The sequence below is a fragment of the Flavobacterium tructae genome, assembly GCF_001853485.1.
GTDB lineage: Bacteria > Bacteroidota > Bacteroidia > Flavobacteriales > Flavobacteriaceae > Flavobacterium > Flavobacterium tructae.
Genome location: NZ_MIKE01000011.1, coordinates 1 through 23,274, shown reverse-complemented (window position 1 = coordinate 23,274; position 23,274 = coordinate 1). Strand labels below are relative to the sequence as shown.

The window sequence follows — 23,274 nt, the reverse complement described above, 5'->3', positions numbered from 1 at the left end:
TTTGTTTTTAATTCAAAAATTTAAATTTATGAAATTAAATTACTCTGATAAATTACATAAAGGACTAAATAAAACGCTTTTCTTTTTTTTATTTGTACTTCCCGCTTATACTTTTTCGCAGAATTGTACTGTAAATGCAAATGCAGACAGAACAATTTGTCCGGGTGGAGCAACAGCTTTACCACCAGATCAGTTTTATTTACTGGGGACAGCCAATACGGCACCCGGGACTAATTTTATGGATGCTCCGAAATGGAGTCAGATAGGAGGGCCAGCGGTACAAATCGATGATCCGAACGCATTGCAGACCTTAATTAAGGGAGCGGTTCCCGGAAATAGTTATACTTTTAGATTAACGGCTAAATGTGGTGACGATTCAACCATATTTGATGATGTTGTAGTGACGGTTTCGCCACTTACAGCTGCAAATGCAGGGCCGGATCAAACCTATTGTCAGGGGACATATCCACTTAACGGAAACACAGTAGGAGGAACAGAAACAGGAACCTGGAGTATTGTAGGAAATAATAGTGCCGGAGTTACAATTAACAATCCAAATTCTCCCACTAGTACAATTACCGTTTCCGGAAATAGTTCCGGTTCGACTACGCTAAGATGGACCATAACAAATGCATCCTGTACTTCAACTGATGACGTAGTTATCTCAAGCTTGGGCGGAAGAATGCCTGTTACTGCAGGATCTGACATCACGCTTTCAAACTGTTATTCTGCTACGCAGACCGTTACGCTTAATGGGAGTTTTGGCGGAAATACACCGGGACAGCAGCAAGGTACCTGGACAGTTGTTTCAGGACCAAGTATTCCAACTTTTACGAATGCCAATCAAAACAATACAACCGTAACAGGCCTGCTTGAAGGTACTTATGTTTTTAGATGGACAGTTGCCGGAACCTGTGCCAATGGAGTGGATGAAGTAACGGTAGTAGTTCCGCCGCCAACAGCCGATGTTACTAATGTTAGTGGTTCTACAGCTTTTTTTTGTGACGGACGAACCTCAACAATCCTTCAGGGAACAATACCAAGATATGTAAATGAAAGTGTGCAGTGGACACAAACCGGAGGCCCAACAGCAGTAATTCAAAATCCGACTTCTCCGGCCACAGCAGTGTCAGGAATGACCACATTAGGAACCTATACTTTTTTGTACACACTGACTAATAGCGTAACAAATTGTGTGACGACGGCTAATTATGTGGTAGTCTTAGAAGATATAATATCCATTTCAGGAGGTCCGGATCAGGTTCTGGGCTGTAATGATTCTGAGGCTATAATTCCGGTAACTTTTACAGGTAATGGGCAAATGAGCTGGCAGATCGTATCAGGACCAAGTATCAATCCCATTCTGAATCCGCCATATCCTTCGTTCCCGACAGCTCCGGTGAATTTTTCAGGAAACAGTCTTACAATTAGTCAATTGACTTTTTCAGGAACTTATGTTGTTCGGTTAATTAAAGCGCCAAATCAGGGGAGTCAGTGTGAAACCGTTTATGATAATGTGACATTGGTGGTATCTGCAACTCCTACCACCTCGAGTGCGGGAACGATGCAGATAGTACCTTGTAATTCAACTTCCGGAACATTGGCGGGAAATCTGGTCGTTCGGGGGAAAGGAAAATGGTCACAGATTTCAGGGCCCAGTAGTGTGACTTTTTCTGATGTCAATAGCCCCACTACAACAGTATCTCCCTTAATTAACGGGGCATATAAATTTAGATGGACCATTTCAGGTGGAGAAGCCTGTGAAGTATCTCAAAGCACTTCTGAGGTTTTGGTATCCAGTGTCGCCCCTACAGATGCTAATGCCGGACCTGATCAGGCAGTTTGTTTTGGGGCAAAAGTTGAATTACAGGGAAATGCCATACAGAATAGCGAAAATGGTACCTGGACAGTTTCTCCCAGTGCCGGAGTAATTATTAGCGATCCGGGTGATCCAAATACCAGAGTAAGCGGATTGGCTGCCAATACAACTTATACTTTTACCTGGACTATTGCAAACGGCTGCGGTACGTCGGCAGATACAGTTGATGTTGTTACCAATGGCACAGAAGGAGCAGATGCTGATGCAGGAGCTGCTCAATGTTTTGCGACGGGTACCGGCACGATTACCTTAAACGGAAATGATCCTGCTCCCGGAACCGGTCTTTGGACTCAGACAATGGGAACACCGGTAACCATTACAAATCCAACGCAATATAATACTACGGTAACAGGATTAAGTGACGGAGATTATACTTTCAAGTGGACCGTTAGTAATGTGGGCTGTGCCGATGGCGAAGATAGTGTAGGTATAACTATAGCACCTGATATTACTGTAGCTCAGGCTGGTCCCGGTCAAAGACTATGTGCCAATAATACAACAGTAACGGGAAATGCACCAGCTTCCGGAGAAAGCGGCCTATGGGAATTGGTTAGTGGAGGAGACGGACCTGTTATTACAAATCCGAATAGTCCCACTACTACAATAACAGGACTAACTCCAGGTTCATGGGTGTTCAAATGGACCATTTCACGAGGATTCTGTGCGAGTACATCAGATACCGTACAGCTTAATGTTGACGAAGGTCCTTCACCGGCAATCGCAGGACCAGATCAAACGGTTTGTAATCAAAATTCGGTTACTCTCGGAGCAACTCCTCCGGTGATAGGCAATGGAATATGGTCGTTAGTCAGCGGACCAAATTCGCCTGTGTTTTCAGATGCAAGAGCTGCTAATTCGACTTTATCCGGACTTATAACGGGAGAATATATTCTAGAATGGACGACCTCTACAGGAATAAATTGTCCGACAAACCAAGATCAGATGACCGTAAAAGTAACGGAAGTTGCTGCTGCGGGGTCTGATTATGCCACCTGCTTAGAGGGACCTTTATATCTAACGGGTAATCCCAACAGTACAGGAACCTGGTCCTATGTTTCCGGAGGAGCAGGAGCGCCAACCATTACAACAACCAGTAACAATAGCGCATCGGTAACCAATTTAATACCGGGTGTTTACGTGTTTCGATATACTATTGCGGCACAAGGACTTTGTCCTGAAACGTCAGATGATATTCAGGTAACGGTAAACGGTCAGATTACAACACCTCCAAATGCGGGGCCTAATCAGGAATTTTGCGATGTAGGTGCAGGAGGATTTCAGCTGGCAGCTTCGACACCTGATCCCGGAACAACAGGAAAATGGACGGTATTATTCGGCCCGGGAACAGGATCTTTTGTAAATGATACCGATCCTAATACGATGTTTATAAATCCGGGTTATGGCTTTTATGTGTTTAACTGGACCGTTAGTTCAGGAACCTGTAGTGAGTCGGACCAGATTAGGATTGAGAATTCAGAACCGCCTTCACCGGCAATTGCGGGTGGTGATCAAAGTATTTGCGGATCTGTGACAGATTTAACGGCAATTCCACCACTAGCAGGAGTGGGAAAATGGGCTCAGGTTTCCGGACCAACTACAGCGGTATTTAGTTCAGATATTATGCCTACGACAACGGTTAGCAATCTGACACAAACAGGTGGGGTATATGTTTTTAGCTGGACCGTTAGCAATGGAGCACTTTGTCCGTCTACAACAGATTCGGTTCAAATTACGGTGACTGCAAATTTAACAGTTCCTAATGCCGGACCTGATCAGACGATTTGTGAATCTGATAGTGCAACTTTAGCTGCCAATGTCATTACTGTTGGAACAGGACAATGGTCAAAAACCAGTGGACCGGCAGGAGTTTTTTCTGATGCTTCGAGTCCGACTTCTACATTTACACCAAGTGCTTCGGGAACTTATGTTTTGAGATGGACAGCCACAAATCTGAGCTGTCAATTTTTTGACGAGATGACTTTAACGGTTAACCCTCTGCCATCCACTTCAAATGCGGGAACTCCAATTAGTATTTGTGAATTTCAAACGCTGACTCTGGCAGCAAATACACCAATAATAGGAACAGGTTTATGGACACAAATCTCAGGGCCGGTAACAGTAGGTTTTACAGATGCCACTTCGCCAACAACAATTGTTCTGGGAACACAGGCAGGTAATTATGTTTTTAGATGGACGATTACTAGCGGAGTGTGTGCGTCAAGTTCCAGTACTGTTTCGGTAACTGTAAATGCATTGCCGCCTTTAGCAAATGCAGGAGCCGATCAGACGATTTGTAATACGGGAACCGCAACCTTAAATGGAAACAATCCGATAACGGGAACAGGTGTCTGGACTTTTGTAACGAATCCCGGAGGTACGGCAGTAATCACCAATGCCAATGCTTTTAACACTACGGTAACGAATATATCAGTAGGGACAACACGATTAAAATGGACAATTAGTAATGGCTCTTGTAATTCTTATGCAGATGAAGTCAATATAGTACGACCTTCTGACTTAGCCCTTGCGGGATTAACAAGTGATACCACTATTTGCGAAGGAGGTACCACAACTTTTACGGCTAGCCCAACCGGAAGCATATCACCTTATACCTATCAATGGCAAACTTCTGCCAATGGAGTTACGGGCTGGACCGATATTTCAGGACAAACGAATGCTTCTTTTTCCACTAATAATGCTTTAACAAGTGGAGCTTATTATTATAGAGTAATTGTTTCGAGTACTTGTACACAGGTTACAAGTAATGCGGCGAAACTCACCATTATTGCAGACCCTGTTGTCACTACTCAGCCAACAGGAAGTACAATTTGTTCAGGAAACACTCATACGATGACGGTCGCTGCGACAACTACCAATACAGCTGCAGGAACGATTGTTTATCAATGGCAAAGTTCGGTGAATGGAACTTCGGGCTGGACTAATGTTTCAGGAGGAAGCGGAGCCAATACAGCAACTTATACTACAGCAGCCTTAACATCGAATTTGTATTTTAGAGCACAAATTACACAATCGGGAAGCGGCTGTGAAACCTTTTCAAATCCGGCATTGGTTAATGTTGCGCGCATTACAACACAACCTGCAACTCCGGCAGCTATTTGCGTAGGCGGAATTGTAAGCATGACTATTGCTGCAACTTTAGACGGAGGAGCAGGAGCATTAAGTTATCAATGGCAAAGTAATTCAGGTGCAGGTTTTGTAAATGAAACCAATGGAACGGCAACAACCGCTAATTTTACGTCTGATGTTTTAAATGTTACCACTCAGTTCAGATGTCTGATAACTTCATCAACAACCAATTGTATACTGACTTCAAATACGGTTACCGCCACTGTAGTCGCTGATCCTGCCATATCAGTTCCGCCAACAGGAGGAATTGTCTGCTCAGGCGGGGCATTTACCTTATCGGTTACAGGAACAGGGGGAACTCCGTCTTTAAATTATCAATGGTACAGCAGTTCGGATAATATAAGTTTTGCGCAAATATCCGGTGCGACTTCCAGTACTTATACCACTCCGGTATTAACACAGGATACTTATTATCGTGTAGATGTTTCGGCTACCGGAAACGGTTGTGGTCTGGTATCTTCCAATAGCGTATTAGTGGATGTAATTCCTGATCCGGTTGTAAACCAGCAGCCTGTGGGAAATACAATCTGTTCCGGTGCGACACATACCATGACGGTCGCAGCTTCGGGAGATCCTTTGGGAGGAGCTTTGCTTTATCAATGGGAAAGATCGGCAAACGGTACAACAGGCTGGGCCAATACAACTGGAGGAAGCGGTGCTACAACAGCCTCTTACACCACAGGAGCATTAACTTCTACTTTTTATTACAGAGTCAGAGTGACACAAACGCCTAATGGCTGCGAAGTTTATTCGAATGCAGTACCGGTATTTGTGGCAACAATCACGACTCAGCCAGCCACTCCGGCAGCTATTTGCGTGGGAGGAATTGTAAACATCAGTATTTCAGCTTCATTAAACGGAGGTACAGGATCACTTAGTTATCAATGGCAAAGTAATTCGGGTTCAGGTTTTGTGAATGAAACCAATGCAACGGCAATTACGGCTAATTTTACTTCAGATGTATTGAATGCTACAACCCAATTCAGATGTGTAGTGACCTCATCGACGACCAATTGTACCTTAACCTCCAATACCGTTACAGCAACAGTGGTTCCGGATCCATCCATTACCGTTCAACCAACAGGAGCGACAATTTGTTCAGGAGGAAATCATACTTTATCGGTAACAGGAGCGAATGGAACTCCGGCCTTAACTTATCAATGGTATAGCAGTACAAACAACGCTACTTTTACAGCCATAGGCGGGGCAACGGCAGCAACTTATGCAACTCCTGCTTTAACACAAACTACTTATTATAAAGTAGATGTTTCGGCCAGCGGAAGCGGATGTAATACCATTACTTCAAACGTAGCGACCGTGACCGTTTTGTCGGCCATTACCATCGTGACACAACCGGTATTTAAAACTAACATCTGCAGCGGTTCAAATGCAACTTTAAATGTAGTAGTGGCAGGAGGTTCCGGAAATTATGCGTACCAATGGAAAAGCTCTGCTGCTTTAGCGGGTCCGTTTACTGATATTTCGGGTGCAAATTCGGCATCTTATACGACTCCAAACTTAACGGTGACTACTTTTTATCAGGTAGCCATTTCTGATCCTACCCAGGGATGTATACCAATTCTATCGAGTATTGCTTCAGTAATTATTCCAAGTATTACGACTCAGCCTGTTAATCCGAATACCGTTTGTGTGGGAGGAACAGTATTGATGTCAACGGCGGCTTCTGCTAACAATGGGTCGGCTTCGTTTACCTATCAATGGCAGCGTTCACCAGACGGGGTTAATGGCTGGGCTAATATTACCGGAGAAATCAGAGCACAAAATCCGAATTATTTGACAGGACCACTTTCTGTTACAACTTATTATCGTTGTGTAATCACTTCGTCAAATCCAAATTGTACTCTTACTACCAATGTTGTAGTAGCAACTGTTATACCGGATCCAACGATAGCAGTACAGCCTGTGGGTGGAAATATTTGTGAAGGAGGTGTATTTACTATGACATCCAGTGCACAAAATGGTTCCGGAAACTTTACCTATCAGTGGCAAAAATCCTTGGATGGAACGACAGGGTGGGCAAACGTAACGGATGGTTCGGGAGCTAATACAACAACTTATACGACCGGTTTTGTAAATGCAGATGCGTATTACAGATTGCGCGTGACAGATTCAGGTGTTGGATGTGGAACAATAAATTCTAATCCGGCGAAAGTTGATGTTTTTGATATTCCAATAATTACTACGCAACCAAAAGATGGGGAAGCCTGTATTAATGAGACTCATACTTTTACCGTTGTGGCAACGGGAAATATTTCCGGAAGCCCAATATTGTACCAATGGCAAAGTGCTGCTGCTCTGGCAGGGCCTTATACAGACGTAACAGCTGGAGTTGGCGGTACAACAGCTTCTTATACAACACCAGCTTACGCTACAGCTGGTAACCGATATTTCAGAGTGAATATTTCTCAGGCAGAGTCCGGTTGTCGTACCCTTTCCAATCAGGTAACTTTAAAGGTTTTTGATCTTCCTGCTGCTCCGGTTGGTTTGGTAACGGAACAACCTTCCTGTACCATTGCTACAGGGACCGTTAATATCACGAATCCGGATCTGGGAACAGGATATGAATACAGCAGCAATGGAACGACTTTTCAGGCCAGTAATGTTTTTGCAGGTTTACCTTCCGGAAATGTAACCATTTATGTGAGACGAGTAGGGTTGAATACTTGTATCTCATCCGGAACTACCTTTACAATTTCTAACAGAATCTGCGCAGTTTCAGAAAATTTCGCCTCCATATCAGGAGATACAGGAGGGAATACCGGAGCACAAACCATTTTAGACAGTGATACGCTGAACGGAGTTATTTTGAACCCTTCGTCAGTTAATGTTACAATCAACTCTATTTCCAGTTTTTTAACCTTCAATCCTGCTAACAATACTATTTCTGTAGGACCGGGAACTCCTCCGGGAGATTATACCTTAACTTACACGATATGTGAAATTGTAAATCCCGGAACTCCATCAGATCCTGCGAATTTTAAAAATTGTTCGACAGCAACAGAATCCATTAGTGTAACTACTGCAGGAATTGATGCCCGAATCGATATCGTGAAATATCTGGTAAACGGATATACGGGAGCTAACAATGTGATTAATGCTTTAACCAATGACAGACTGGCCAGTGCACAGGCAACCTTGTCTAATGTAACCCTTTCGGTAGTAAATCCGGCACAGCCTATTAATTCGGCCATAACAACCGTTCCGTATCTGGATATCACCACCGGAAATGTAAATGTACCGCCGGGGACCGTTAAAGGACTGTATGAAATTGAATATAGGATTTGCGAAATCGGAGCGCCTACCAATTGTGATACATCAAGTATTCTGGTTCCGGTTGGAAATGCCGAAATTGTGGCAAATGACGATCGGGTAGAAAACATAAATGGTTATGTAGGACAGCTGAATGCTGCGAATGCCCTAACCAATGACACCTTAAACGGAGTGCCGATTACCGGAGCAAATTTTGATGAAATAACAATTTCTCAAAATATTGCTGCTATACCTTTGTACCCTGGAGCTAATGTTCCGGTTTTTAGTGCGGCCACAGGAAGCATCAGCATTCCCGAAGGAACTCCGGCCGATACCTATTATATAACCTATACGATTTGTGAAAAATTAAACCCGACAAATTGTGCAAACGGAAGCATTGCTATTGTGGTAGATGCGGCTCCGATAATTGCAAATGACGATCAGGTCAATAATATCAATGGTTATGAAGGTGGGGTAGATGTCATTAATGTGTACACCAATGCAGCCGGAGCTGATACTTTTAACGGTCAGATTATTAATATCAATCTGGCAGATGTATTGACTCCTTCAGTTCTAACGCCGGCGCAGCCTAAAACTCCGGGAGCTCCTGTTCCTGAGTTAGATGTTTCGACAGGTTTTGTGACTGTTCCACCGGGAACTCCGGCCGGTCAATATCAAATAAAGTATCAGATCTGTGAAGACCTTAATCCGGGTAATTGTGATGATGCGACTGTAATTATTAATGTAGTTGTACCAATTATTGAAGCTATTGACGATACCGTTTTAAATGTAAATGGCTATGAAGGAGCAGATGATATTGTCAATATTTATGATAACGATTTACTGAACGGAGGAATGCTGGACCTTCCGGATATTACGACAACCGTTATATCAATTCCAGCGGCTATAAATGGCGGTCCGGTTCCGACACTTGACAGCGTTACCGGTTTAGTAGACGTTCCTCCGGGGACACCGGCAGGAGAATATAAATTTGTATATAAAATCTGTGAAAATCTAAATCCAACTAATTGCGATCAGGCAGTGGTTACCATCATGGTTGTTCCAGCACCAATTGATGCTGTAGATGATGCTAATTTTGCACCAATTAATGGGTTTGTTGGTGATCCGAATGCGTTAAATGCTTTAAACAACGACACCTTAAATGGTTTGGCTGTAATTCCTTCGGAAGTAACAATTACTAATATTATACCTGCTACACCTATTAACGGAGGTTTGGTTCCGGTACTCAACGCGATAACAGGAAACGTAAGTGTACCACCGGGAACTGCAGCAGGAATTTACCTGATAGGTTATCAGCTGAATGAAAAGCTGAACTTGTCTAATAATGATTTTGCTTTTATAACTGTTGAGGTTTCGGCACCATTAATTGTAGCTAATGATGATACAATTGCTAATATAAACGGATATGTAACTACCAACAATGCAATTGATGTTTTATTGAATGACACCCTTAATGGAACTGCTGCTAACATCTCGAAAGTTAATATTACCGTTGATGCCGCCGCAACACCAATAAACGGAGGCCCGGTTCCGGTATTAGAACCGCTAACCGGATTTGTAAGTATTCCGGCTGGAACTCCGGCAGGGAATTATGAAATTAAATACCATATTTGCGAGAAAATAAATCCGCTGAATTGTGATAATGCTACAGTTTTCATTAATGTGACAGGAGCTCAAATAGATGCAGTGAATGATTCCGCAGCCAATATTAATGGATTTACGGGAGCAACGAATGTACTGAATGCTTTATCGAATGATACCCTAAACGGAGCGGCCGTTATTCCTGCTCAGGTAACCATCAGTAATGTAGTTCCGGCAACACCAATTAATGGCGGAGCAGTACCAGTTCTAAATCCTTCAAACGGAAATGTAAATGTACCGGCAGGAACCGCAGCAGGAACTTACACCATTCAATATCGTTTGAGTGAGAACTTAAATCCAGCTAATTTTGATACGGCAACTATAACTATTGTGGTTATAGCGCCAACGATCATCGCTAATGCAGATAACGCAGGTACGATTAATGGATATACAGGCGGAACGAACATCATAAATGCCATTACAAATGACAGACTGAACGGTTCGGATATTCAATTGGTTAACATTAATATTACATCTGTAAGTACCACCACTCCGGCAGGATATGTTTCCGGTAACCCGGTTCCGGTATTGAATACTGCGACAGGAAATGTCGATGTACCGGCAGGAACTTCAGCAGGAATTTACGTTATTCATTATCGTATTTGCGAAAAACTAAATCCGTCAAATTGCAGTGAGGCAGATATCACCATAAATGTTATTGCCCCAATTATTGATGCTAATAATGATTTTGCCAATGCTATTAACGGATATGTTGGTGCAAACAATGTAGTAAATGCTCTAACCAATGATAGCCTTAACGGAGTAACAGCACAAGCCACTCTGATTAATATCAGTGTTTTGAGTACTACGCCACCGCCAACATCAACAAACGGAATTGTTCCCGTATTGAATACCGCTACAGGAAATGTCGATGTACCGCCAGGAACCTCTGCAGGGACTTATTTCATCCAATATCAAATTTGTGAAAAACTAAATCCGACGAATTGTGATCAGGCAACGATTATCATAATTGTAAACGCACCTCCGATAGTTGCGGAAGATGATACCATCACAAACGCAAACGGCTTATCAGGAATAAATAATGTACTGAATGCTTTTACAAACAATGATACGTACAACGGAGTTCTTCTAACAGATGTGAGTTTAATTAACCCAACAATTATCAGTGGGGCAACTTCTATAAATGGCGGATTGGTTCCTGTTTTAGATTTGGCGACTGGTTTTGTTAGCATTCCGGCAGGTACACCGGTGGGAACTTATCAGATTAGATATAGAATCTGCGACAAATTAAACCCAACGAATTGCGACGATGCCATTATTACTATTGTAGTAGCTGTTCCGACAATTGTTGCGAATGATGATGCCGCTGACAATATTAATGGATTAACCGGAGCAAGTAATGTTTTAAATGCGTACGCCAACGATACTCTAAACGGAACAACAATTCTGCAGACCAATATTAATAGTACGCTTATTACTGCAGCAAACTCCATAAACGGAGCTGCAGTCCCTGTTTTAAATATTCTTACTGGTGCTGTGGATGTTCCTGCGGGTACAGCTGCGGGAGTATATTCTATTGTATATAAAATTTGTGATAAATTAAATCCGTCAAATTGCGATGAAGCAGTTATCAAAATAACGGTAGCACAACCTTCTATTCAATTGCTTAAACAAGGTGTTTTTGTTGATTCCAATGGTGATGGGTATGCACAGCCGGGAGAGCAAATACGTTATTCCTTCGTTATTACCAATACCGGAACTTTAGATTTAAACAATGTGGTGGTAACCGATCCAAAGGCAAATATTACAGGTACACCAATTGCAGTATTGGGAGTGGGGCAATCCAACACCACGAATTATAAAGGAACTTATGTGTTGACTCAGGCAGATATTAATCTGGGCTATGTCGAAAATCAGGCTTTGGTGAAAGCGCAGCCGACTAGCGGATCAGCCATTCAGGATTTGTCCGACAGTAACGATCTTACCTTAATTGGACCTAATGATCCTACAATTACTCCGGTGCCTCAACATAAAGAATTAACTTTAATAAAAGGCGGGAAATTAACCGGAAATGGAGGAGTAGGTTCGATCATCAATTACAGTTTTACAGTTAAGAATACCGGAAATGTAGCACTCACTAATTTGGTTGTAACAGATCCGATGCTAACAGCGACAACCATTGCTGTTTCTCCTAATGTACTCGCACCGGGGGCAACAGGAACAGCCACAGCATCGTATACCGTAAATATTGCAGATGTTGCCAAAGGAGTAGTAATCAATTCTGCACTTGCAATTGGAGATGACCCTCAGGGAAATCCGGTTACCGATATCTCCGATAGTGATGACCCAACTTTAACCGGCGATGATGATCCAACGGTTGTTAATTTAAGCCTTAAACCTTCTATTGCACTTATCAAAACGGCTACTTTTAATGATGAAAACAAAAATGGATATGCTGAGGTAGGGGAAACAGTTACGTATCGCTTTAGCATAACCAATACGGGAAATATTATACTCGTAAATGTTGTAGTTAAAGATCCTAAACCAGGTGTAACTATTACCGGTGATCCGGTGATTTTAAAACAAGGAGAGACAAATTCTAATAACTTTGTTGGAACCTATGTTTTAACAGCTGCTGATCTCGAGGCCGGATCTGTCGTAAATCAGGCTGAGGTGAGTGCCGTCAGCCCGGACGGGCAAATTGCAAAAGACTTGTCTGACGGAAACTCTCTTTTAGGAGACAATCCTACCGTACTGCCAATAGACGCTTGTAAAATTACAGTTCACAATGCATTTTCACCTAATGGTGACGGGATTAATGAAGTTTTCAAAATCGATGGGGTCGAATGTTATCCTGATGTATATGTAGAAATTTATGACCGTTGGGGAGTTCTGGTTTATGATGCTCATGGTTATAATAATACCTCCGTTGTCTTTACAGGAATTTCAGAAGGAAGAGCAACAGTCAATAAACAAAAAGGATTACCGGTTGGTACTTATTTTTACGTGATTACGTATAAAACGTATTTAAATGAGCCGATAAGTTTAATGGGGTATTTATATTTTTCAAGATGATGTAAAATATTGTTTTTCAAATAATTAAGTAAAAAAAGCGCGACATTGTTGCGCTTTTTTTATTGATTTTTTGTCACTATATTCTTTAAAATAGTAATATATGTACAATATGCCTGCCAATTTTTACCACTTCGTTATCAAATAGTCATTTTTTTTGTAGTCAAAAGTGTATTATGGTCTGTTGAAAAACGTCATTCATCGTTAATCTGGGTAGTTTATCGAAAAATATAGCTGATAGCCAGTTGATTGCATATTTTCGCGGCTCCAAAAACTACTAATTTAACCGAAAGACATTTTGTGTCTTGAACCTATATACCTATGGTCCAAACGCTGCCCTTTTTTGAAAAAGCTTTTAAAAAGCACTTTTTAAGACTTCAAAAAACCATTTCCATTATTTTATCGTATCTGTTTTGTGTGCTGAATACCACGGTTGTTTTCTCAGCATCTGATATTTCCATTTCTAAATTCCCCATTGTTTATGTATAACTTTACTTTTAGCAAGTTTAATTTTTTAAAACAAATCTTTTTTGTTTTGTTCTTTGGACTAGTGTCATTACCTGCTTTTTCACAAGTTTGTGGAACACCCGGAGGAGATGGACCTGTTACCGTATCAAGTTCTGTAAATACTTATTTTCCTATTTCGGGAAATATAACACTGAATGCAGGAACTCAATCGATAGTTTTAGGAGGAGTACCTCCCACAGATCAGTATTCTAATAATTTCGGAACAACTGCGATATCAGTAGGAGATCTGATTTTGATTATTCAAATGCAGGATGCTACGATAGATTATACGAATACAACAAGTTATGGTTCCGGAACGTCAAATAGCGGTCCTGATGCTTTAGGAGGTACCGGATTTACATCTTTGGGTAACACCGGAGTTTTTGAATATGTTATCGCAACTAATAATGTCCCACTGACTGGTGGGAATTTAACGTTTAAAGGAACGGGTGCCAATGGTGGAACCCTGAATAGTTTTTATAATGCAGATGCTACAACGACAAGAGGAAAAAGAACTTTTCAGATTGTAAGAGTACCCCAATATTCCAATTTAACACTTACTTCTTCTATAACAACACCTCCTTTTAATGGTGTTGCAGGAGGAGTTATTGCTTTTAATGTTTCCGGTACATTCAATTTTGCCGGATTTTCTATTGATGGAAATGCCCGCGGTTTTAGAGGAGGTTATAGCCCTATAGCAGTATCTAATCTTAATAATTCTACAACTTATGTCGGATTATCAAGTAATAATACAATTTCAGGAAAAGGAGAAGGAATAGCCGGAACGCCCCGTTATATGTGGGATGGATTTAATCAGGTTGATAATGGAGTAGAAGGAATGCCTGGAGGATCTGCAGGAAGAGGAGCCCCTGCCAACGCTGGTGGAGGTGGTAATGACCACAACTCCGGAGGTGGAGGTGGAGGTAATGGCGGATTCGGTGGCTTAGGTGGTGCCGGATGGCAAGGTGGAGGCGGTGATGTTCTTCCATTAACAGGAGGAGGAAGACCAGGTTTCAGATCTTATCTTACTGCAACTGCCTTTCCAAGATTAGTTATGGGAGGTGGTGGTGGTGCCGGAGATGCCAATAATGCTTCAACAGGTGTTAAAGGTGGTGTCGGTGGTGCCATTATTCTTATTAATGCAGGTACCGTTCAGGGAACAGGTAACATTTATGCCAATGGAGGAAAAGGAGCACCAGGTGCTTTTTCAGGCTCACCCGATGGAGCAGGTGGTGGTGGTGCCGGAGGAACAGTATTATTGAATATCTCAAATAGTAGTACCGCTACGATCAGAATAGAAGCAGCAGGAGGAGCAGGAGGAAATACTGAAAATGATAATAATAATTCACACGGACCTGGTGGTGGTGGTGGTGGTGGAATAATCAGACACAACCTTACCGGTACTGTAACCTTAACTACTACTGTAGTTGGAGGTAGTTCAGGAAGGTCTAATGCCGGTGCGGGAATTAGAAATGGTGCGGTAGATGGAACAGCAGGTAGTGCGTCAACTTTTACAGCACAGGATGTACCGCCAAATTTGCAGGTAAATTCTAATTGTTTCCCTGTTTTAGAAACAAAAGTAAAAGCACTTTCAACCGCATCAGCCTGTAATTCGATTGGAGAAAAAGTTTCTTATGAAATTCAGATCAAAAATACAGGAGTGGGGAATGCTGCAGGAGTATTTTTAGATTTTCTTTTTCCAACAGGTATCGAGTTCGATTCCGCTACAGCGACTTATTCAGCAGAAGCAACAGGACCTTCAGGTGTATTAACAAACACTGCTACGGCAGGTAATCCTGTATTTGGAGGCTTTAATATTGCACAAAATGGAGTGGTTACGATAACCTTAACAGGAAAGGTAGCGGCGTCTATGGCGGCAGGAACTTACAGTTCTAGTGCGCAGGCTTTGTATCTTGATCCAACACGTACAACCGCTAATCCGAATAGAAGAATTACAGCATTTACGAACGCTTATGGTACTGCCAATAAAACTTATGAAGGAGCAAGCCAGGCAAATGTTCCGGGAACAAATTTTAAAGGTAGTGCAGAAACAGTAGATGATATTACAATTTTGGCATTGCCGGCAACTCCAACAGCTACTGTAACACAAGGAAATTGTCTTACACCAACAGGAACAATAACAGTCAATACCCCAGCTCCGGGAGCGGGAATAAGTTATACTCTAAGAGGAACAAATCCGGTAACGGCGCCAGTAAATAATACATCAGGTGTTTTCTCAGGTTTAGTACCGAACAGCTATGTATTGACTACAACTAATGCTCAGGGATGTACTTCGGCTCCGACTGCAAGTATGACGATCAATCCGGTTGCTGGAGCACCAACAACCACAGGAGTTTCTATTTGTCAGGGAGGTAGCGGGGCATTAACAGCTACTTCTACATGTTCAAATTCGGGGACTATACAATGGTACACATCGTCTGTAAGTTTAACACCAATATTTACAGGTTCTTCTTTTAATCCTGTAGGTGTTGCGGGCTCAGGTTTGACCAATACAAATACGCCGGGGACCACAACATATTATGCAGCTTGTCCGGGCCTTGGAAGCTGTAGAACTGCTACAAATTTTGTGATCAATGCAATACCAACAATAACAGCAACAACACCTGCTTCGCGATGTGATGCAGGATCAGTAACATTAGGCGCTACAGCTTCTTCAGGAACTATTAATTGGTATGCTGCTGCGACCGGTGGTACATCATTAGCGACCGGAACGAGTTTTATCACACCAAATTTATCAACAACTACCACTTATTATGTAGATGCTACAGGAAATGGGTGTACTACAGGAACAAGAACGGCAGTTGTAGCAACAATAAATACAAGACCAACAATAGATTCAACAACACAAGACTCCAGATGTGGTGCAGGAACATTAACATTAAATGCAACAGCATCGGCAGGAGCAACTATTAACTGGTATGCGGCTTCAACAGGAGGTACATCATTAAAAACGGGAGCGAGTTATACTACACCAAGTTTATCAACTACTACAACTTATTATGTAGAGGCTACTTCACCAGAAGGTTGTACTTCGGCATCAAGAGTTGCAGTTGCGGCAGTTGTAAATACAGCCTCTACGATTGTATTTACCAGTGGTACACAAAACCCGACAATTTGTAACGGAACAGCTATTCCTAGCACGATTTATACTTTTGGCGGAAGCGCAACCAATGCTGTTGCCTCAAACTTGCCGACTGGTTTATCAGCTTCTGTTGATTCCAATGCAAAAACAATCACGATTTCTGGAACACCAACTGCGAGTGGTACTTATACGATAACAACAGTTGGTCATACAGCACCTTGTACCGCAGCGACAATAAATGGAATTGTAACGATTACTACTGCATCAAATGCCGGTACATTATCAGGGAATCAAGCTATCTGTGTTGCCGGAACGACTACATTCACATCAAATGGAAATACAGGAGGAAGCTGGTCAAGCAGTGCTACGGGAGTTGCTACAGTAAATAGCTCAACAGGCGTTGTTACCGGAGTTTCAGCCGGAACTGCAACAATCACCTACACCGTAACAGGAACAGGAGGTTGCGCCAATGCAACTGCAACGAGAACAGTAACGGTAACTGCAGCTCCAAATGCTGGTACATTATCAGGTAATCAAACTATTTGTGTTGCCGGAACGACAACATTCACTTCAAACGGAACTACGGGCGGAAGCTGGTCAAGTAGTGCAACGGGAGTTGCTACAGTTGATGCTTCTGGCGTTGTTACCGGAGTTTCAGCTGGAACTGCAACAATCACTTATACGGTAACAGGAACAGGAGGTTGTGCCAATGCAACAGCTACCAGAACGGTAACGGTAACTGCTGCACCAAATGCCGGTACATTATCAGGAAATCAAAATATCTGTGTTGCCGGAACGACTACATTTACATCAAATGGAAATACAGGCGGAAGCTGGTCAAGCAATGCAACGGGAGTTGCTACAGTTGATGCTTCTGGCGTTGTTACCGGAGTTTCAGCCGGAACTGCAACAATCACTTATACGGTAACAGGAACAGGAGGTTGTGCCAATGCAACGACAACGAGAACTGTAACGGTAACCGCTGCACCAAATGCCGGTACATTATCAGGCACTCAAACTATTTGTGTTGCCGGAACGACTACATTCACATCAAACGGAACTACAGGCGGAAGCTGGTCAAGCAGTGATACCGCAATTGCAATAGTAAATAACTCAACAGGTGCTATTACTGGAGTTTCAGCCGGAACTGCAACAATCACCTACACCGTAACAGGAACAGGAGGTTGTGCCAATGCAACTGCAACGAGAACGGTAACGGTAACTGCTGCACCAAATGCCGGTACATTAGCAGGAAATCAAACTATTTGTGTTGCCGGAACAACTACATTCACTTCAAACGGAATTATAGGCGGAAGCTGGTCAAGCAGTGATATCGCAATTGCAACAGTAAATAGCTCAACAGGCTCTATCACTGGAGTTTCAGCCGGAACTGCAACAATCACCTACACCGTAACAGGAACAGGAGGTTGTGCCAATGCAACTGCAACGAGAACGGTAACGGTAACTGCTGCACCAAATGCTGGTACATTATCAGGAAATCAAACGATCTGCGTTGCCGGAACGACTACATTCACTTCAAATGGAACTACAGGCGGAAGCTGGTCAAGCATTGATACCGCAATTGCAACAGTAAATAATTCAACAGGTGCTATCACTGGAGTTTCAGCCGGAACTGCAACGATCACCTACACCGTAACAGGAACAGGAGGTTGTGCCAATGCAACTGCAACGAGAACTGTAACGGTAACTGCTGCACCAAATGCCGGTACATTATCAGGGAATCAAACTATCTGTGTTGCCGGAACGACTACATTCACATCAAACGGAACTACAGGCGGAAGCTGGTCAAGTAGTGCAACGGGAGTTGCTACAGTTGATGCTTCTGGCGTTATCACCGGAGTTTCAGCCGGAACCGCTACGATCACTTATACTGTAACAGGAACAGGAGGTTGTGCCAATGCAACTGCAACGAGAACTGTAACGGTAACTGCTGCACCAAATGCAGGGACTTTATCAGGGAATCAAACGATCTGCGTTGCCGGAACGACTACATTCACATCAAACGGAACTACAGGCGGAAGCTGGTCAAGCAGTGATACCGCAATTGCAACAGTAAATAACTCAACAGGTGCTATTACTGGAGTTTCAGCTGGAACTGCAACAATCACCTACACCGTAACAGGAACAGGAGGCTGTGCCAATGCAACGGCAACGAGAACGGTAACGGTAACCGCTGCACCAAATGCCGGTACATTATCAGGAAATCAAACGATCTGTGTTGCCGGAACGACTACATTCACTTCAAATGGAACTACAGGCGGAAGCTGGTCAAGCAGTGATACCGCAATTGCAACAGTAAATAACTCAACAGGTGCTATCAGTGGAGTTTCAGCTGGAACTGCAACGATCACCTATACCGTAACAGGAACAGGAGGTTGTGCTAATGCAACTTCAACGAGAACGGTAACGGTAACTGCTGCACCAAATGCAGGTACATTATCAGGAACGCAAACTATTTGTGTTGCCGGAACGACTACATTCACATCAAACGGAACTACAGGCGGAAGTTGGTCAAGCAGTGCAGCGGGAGTTGCTACAGTTGATGCTTCTGGCGTTGTTACCGGAGTTTCAGCTGGAACTGCAACGATCACTTATACGGTAACAGGAACAGGAGGTTGTGCCAATGCAACTTCAACGAGAACGGTAACGGTAACTGCTGCACCAAATGCTGGTACCATATCAGGGAATCAAACGATCTGTGTTGCCGGAACTACTACATTTACATCCAACGGAACTACAGGCGGAAGCTGGTCAAGCAGTGATACCGCAATTGCAACAGTAAATAACTCAACAGGTGTTATCACCGGAGTTTCAGCCGGAACTGCAACAATCACTTACACTGTAACAGGAACAGGAGGTTGTGCCAATGCAACTGCAACGAGAACGGTAACGGTAACTGCTGCACCAAATGCTGGTACATTATCAGGAACTCAAACTATTTGTGTTGCCGGAACGACTACATTCACATCAAACGGAACTACAGGCGGAAGCTGGTCAAGCAGTGATACCGCAATTGCAACAGTAAATAACTCAACAGGTGTTATCACCGGAGTTTCAGCCGGAACTGCAACAATCACTTACACTGTAACAGGAACAGGAGGTTGTGCCAATGCAACTGCAACGAGAACGGTAACGGTAACTGCTGCACCAAATGCTGGTACATTATCAGGAACTCAAACTATTTGTGTTGCCGGAACGACTACATTCACATCAAACGGAAATACGGGCGGAAGTTGGTCAAGCAGTGCAACGGGAGTTGCTACAGTTGATGCTTCTGGCGTTGTTACCGGAGTTTCAGCCGGAACTGCAACGATCACCTATACCGTAACAGGAACAGGAGGTTGTGCTAATGCAACTGCAACAAGAACGGTAACGGTAACTGCTGCACCAAATGCCGGTACATTATCAGGGAATCAAACTATTTGTGTTGCCGGAACGACTACATTCACATCAAACGGAAATACAGGCGGAAGCTGGTCAAGCAGTGATACCGCAATTGCTACTGTTGATGCTTCAGGAGTAGTTACAGGAAAAGCAACTGGAACCGCTACGATCACTTATACGGTAACAGGAACAGGAGGTTGTGCTAATGCAACAGCTACCAGAACCGTAACGGTAACTGCTGCACCAAATGCAGGGACTTTATCAGGAAATCAAACTATTTGTGTTGCCGGAACTACTACATTTACATCCAACGGAACTACAGGCGGAAGCTGGTCAAGCAGTGATACCGCAATTGCAACAGTAAATAACTCAACAGGTGTTGTTACCGGAGTTTCAGCAGGAACTGCAACAATCACTTATACGGTAACAGGAACAGGAGGTTGTGCTAATGCAACTTCAACGAGAACAGTAACGGTAACCGCTGCACCAAATGCAGGGACATTATCAGGAAATCAAACTATTTGTGTTGCCGGAACGACAACATTCACTTCAAATGGAACTACAGGCGGAAGCTGGTCAAGCAATGCAACGGGAGTTGCTACAGTTGATGCTTCTGGCGTTGTTACCGGAGTTTCAGCCGGAACTGCAACAATCACTTATACGGTAACAGGAACAGGAGGTTGTGCCAATGCAACTGCAACGAGAACTGTAACGGTAACCGCTGCACCAAATGCAGGTACATTATCAGGGAATCAAACGATCTGCGTTGCCGGAACGACTACATTCACATCAAACGGAAATACAGGCGGAAGCTGGTCAAGCAGTGATACCGCAATTGCTACTGTTGATGCTTCAGGAGTAGTTACAGGAAAAGCAACTGGAACCGCTACGATCACTTATACGGTAACAGGAACAGGAGGTTGTGCTAATGCAACAGCTACCAGAACCGTAACGATGAGTGACACTGAAAAACCAACAATCACTTGTCCTTCAAATGTTACTGCTGTAGCTGATGTTAATTCATGCGCTGCAACCGGCGTTGTTTTAGGCACTCCAGTGACTTCAGACAATTGCTCAGGAACAGTAACGGTAACTAACAATGCACCATCAAGCTTCCCAATCGGAATCACTACGGTAACGTGGACAGCTACTGATGCTGCAGGAAATACTCAGACGTGTACGCAAACGGTAACAGTAAACGATACACAGAAACCAACAATTACTTGTCCTTCAAATGTTACTGTTGTAGCCGATGCTAATTCATGTACAGCAACCGGAGTTGTTTTAGGTACTCCAGTGACTTCAGACAATTGCTCAGGAACAGTAACGGTAACTAACGACGCACCATCAAGCTTCCCAATCGGAATCACTACGGTAACGTGGACAGCTACTGATGCTGCAGGAAATACTCAGACTTGTACGCAAACCGTAACAGTAAACGATACTCAAAAACCAACAATTACTTGTCCAGCGAATGTTACAGCTGTAGCTGATGCTAATTCATGCGTTGCAACCGGAGTTGTTTTAGGTACTCCAACTACAAGCGATAATTGCTCAGGAACAGTAACGGTAACTAACGACGCACCATCAAGCTTCCCAATCGGAACCACTACGGTAACCTGGACAGCTACTGATGCTGCTGGTAACACTCAGACTTGTACGCAAACCGTAACAGTAAACGATACACAGAAACCAACAATCACTTGTCCAGCGAATGTTACTGCTGTAGCTGATGCTAATTCATGCGCTGCAACCGGCGTTGTTTTAGGCACTCCAACTACAAGCGATAACTGCTCAGGAGCAGTAACGGTAACTAACGACGCACCATCAAGCTTCCCAATCGGAACCACTACGGTAACCTGGACAGCTACTGATGCTGCTGGTAACACTCAGACTTGTACGCAAACGGTAACAGTAAACGATACTCAAAAACCAACAATCACTTGTCCAGCGAATGTTACAGCTGTAGCTGATGCTAATTCATGCGCTGCAACCGGAGTTGTTTTAGGTACTCCAACTACAAGCGATAATTGCTCAGGAACAGTAACGGTAACTAACGACGCACCATCAAGCTTCCCAATCGGAATCACTACGGTAACGTGGACAGCTACTGATGCTGCAGGAAATACTCAGACTTGCACGCAAACCGTAACAGTAAACGATACTCAAAAACCAACAATCACTTGTCCTTCAAATGTAACTGCTGTAGCTGATGCTAATTCATGTACAGCAACCGGAGTTGTTTTAGGCACTCCAACTACAAGCGATAACTGCTCAGGAACAGTAACGGTAACTAACAATGCACCATCAAGCTTCCCAATCGGAACCACTACGGTAACCTGGACAGCTACTGATGCTGCTGGTAATACTCAGACTTGTACGCAAACGGTAACAGTAAACGATACTCAAAAACCAACAATCACTTGTCCTGCGAATGTAACTGCTGTAGCCGATGCTAATTCATGTACAGCAACCGGTGTTGTTTTAGGCACTCCAGTGACTTCAGACAATTGCTCAGGAACAGTAACGGTAACTAACGACGCACCATCAAGCTTCCCAATCGGAATCACTACGGTAACCTGGACGGCTACTGATGCTGCCGGAAATACTCAGACTTGTACGCAAACGGTAACAGTAAACGATACTCAAAAACCAACAATCACTTGTCCTGCGAATGTAACTGCTGTAGCCGATGCTAATTCATGTACAGCAACCGGAGTTGTTTTAGGCACTCCAGTGACTTCAGACAATTGCTCAGGAACAGTAACGGTAACTAACGACGCGCCATTAAGCTTCCCAATCGGAACCACTACGGTAACCTGGACAGCTACTGATGCTGCTGGTAACACTCAGACTTGTACGCAAACCGTAACAGTAAACGATACTCAAAAACCAACAATCACTTGTCCTTCAAATGTTACTGCTATAGCCGATGCTAATTCATGTACAGCAACCGGAGTTGTTTTAGGCACTCCAACGACTTCAGACAATTGCTCAGGAACTGTAACGGTGACTAACGACGCACCATCAAGCTTCCCAATCGGAATCACTACGGTAACGTGGACGGCTACTGATGCTGCTGGTAACACTCAGACTTGTACACAAACCGTAACAGTAAACGATACGCAAAAACCAACAATTACTTGTCCTGCGAATGTTACTGCTGTAGCTGATGCTAATTCATGCGCTGCAACCGGAGTTGTTTTAGGAACACCAACTACAAGCGATAACTGCTCAGGAACAGTAACGGTAACTAACAATGCACCAT

The 23,274-nt window shown here is 43.3% G+C and carries 2 protein-coding genes; both read left to right on the top strand.

What is annotated here, in order from left to right; all coding sequences use genetic code 11:
• Positions 1-28: 28 nt before the first annotated feature.
• Positions 29-12,994, top strand: a complete 12,966-nt coding sequence (locus tag BHE19_RS02175; RefSeq protein ID WP_070905775.1) for a PKD domain-containing protein — start codon at positions 29-31, stop codon at positions 12,992-12,994.
• Between the two features lie 478 nt (positions 12,995-13,472).
• On the top strand, positions 13,473-23,274 hold a 9,802-nt coding region (locus BHE19_RS02170), incomplete at its 3' end, for an HYR domain-containing protein (RefSeq protein ID WP_070905774.1).

Excerpts from the sequence above, each read along its gene's own strand:
- BHE19_RS02175 (WP_070905775.1), top strand. The coding sequence starts at position 29 with ATGAAATTAAATTACTCTGATAAATTACATAAAGGACTAAATAAAACG.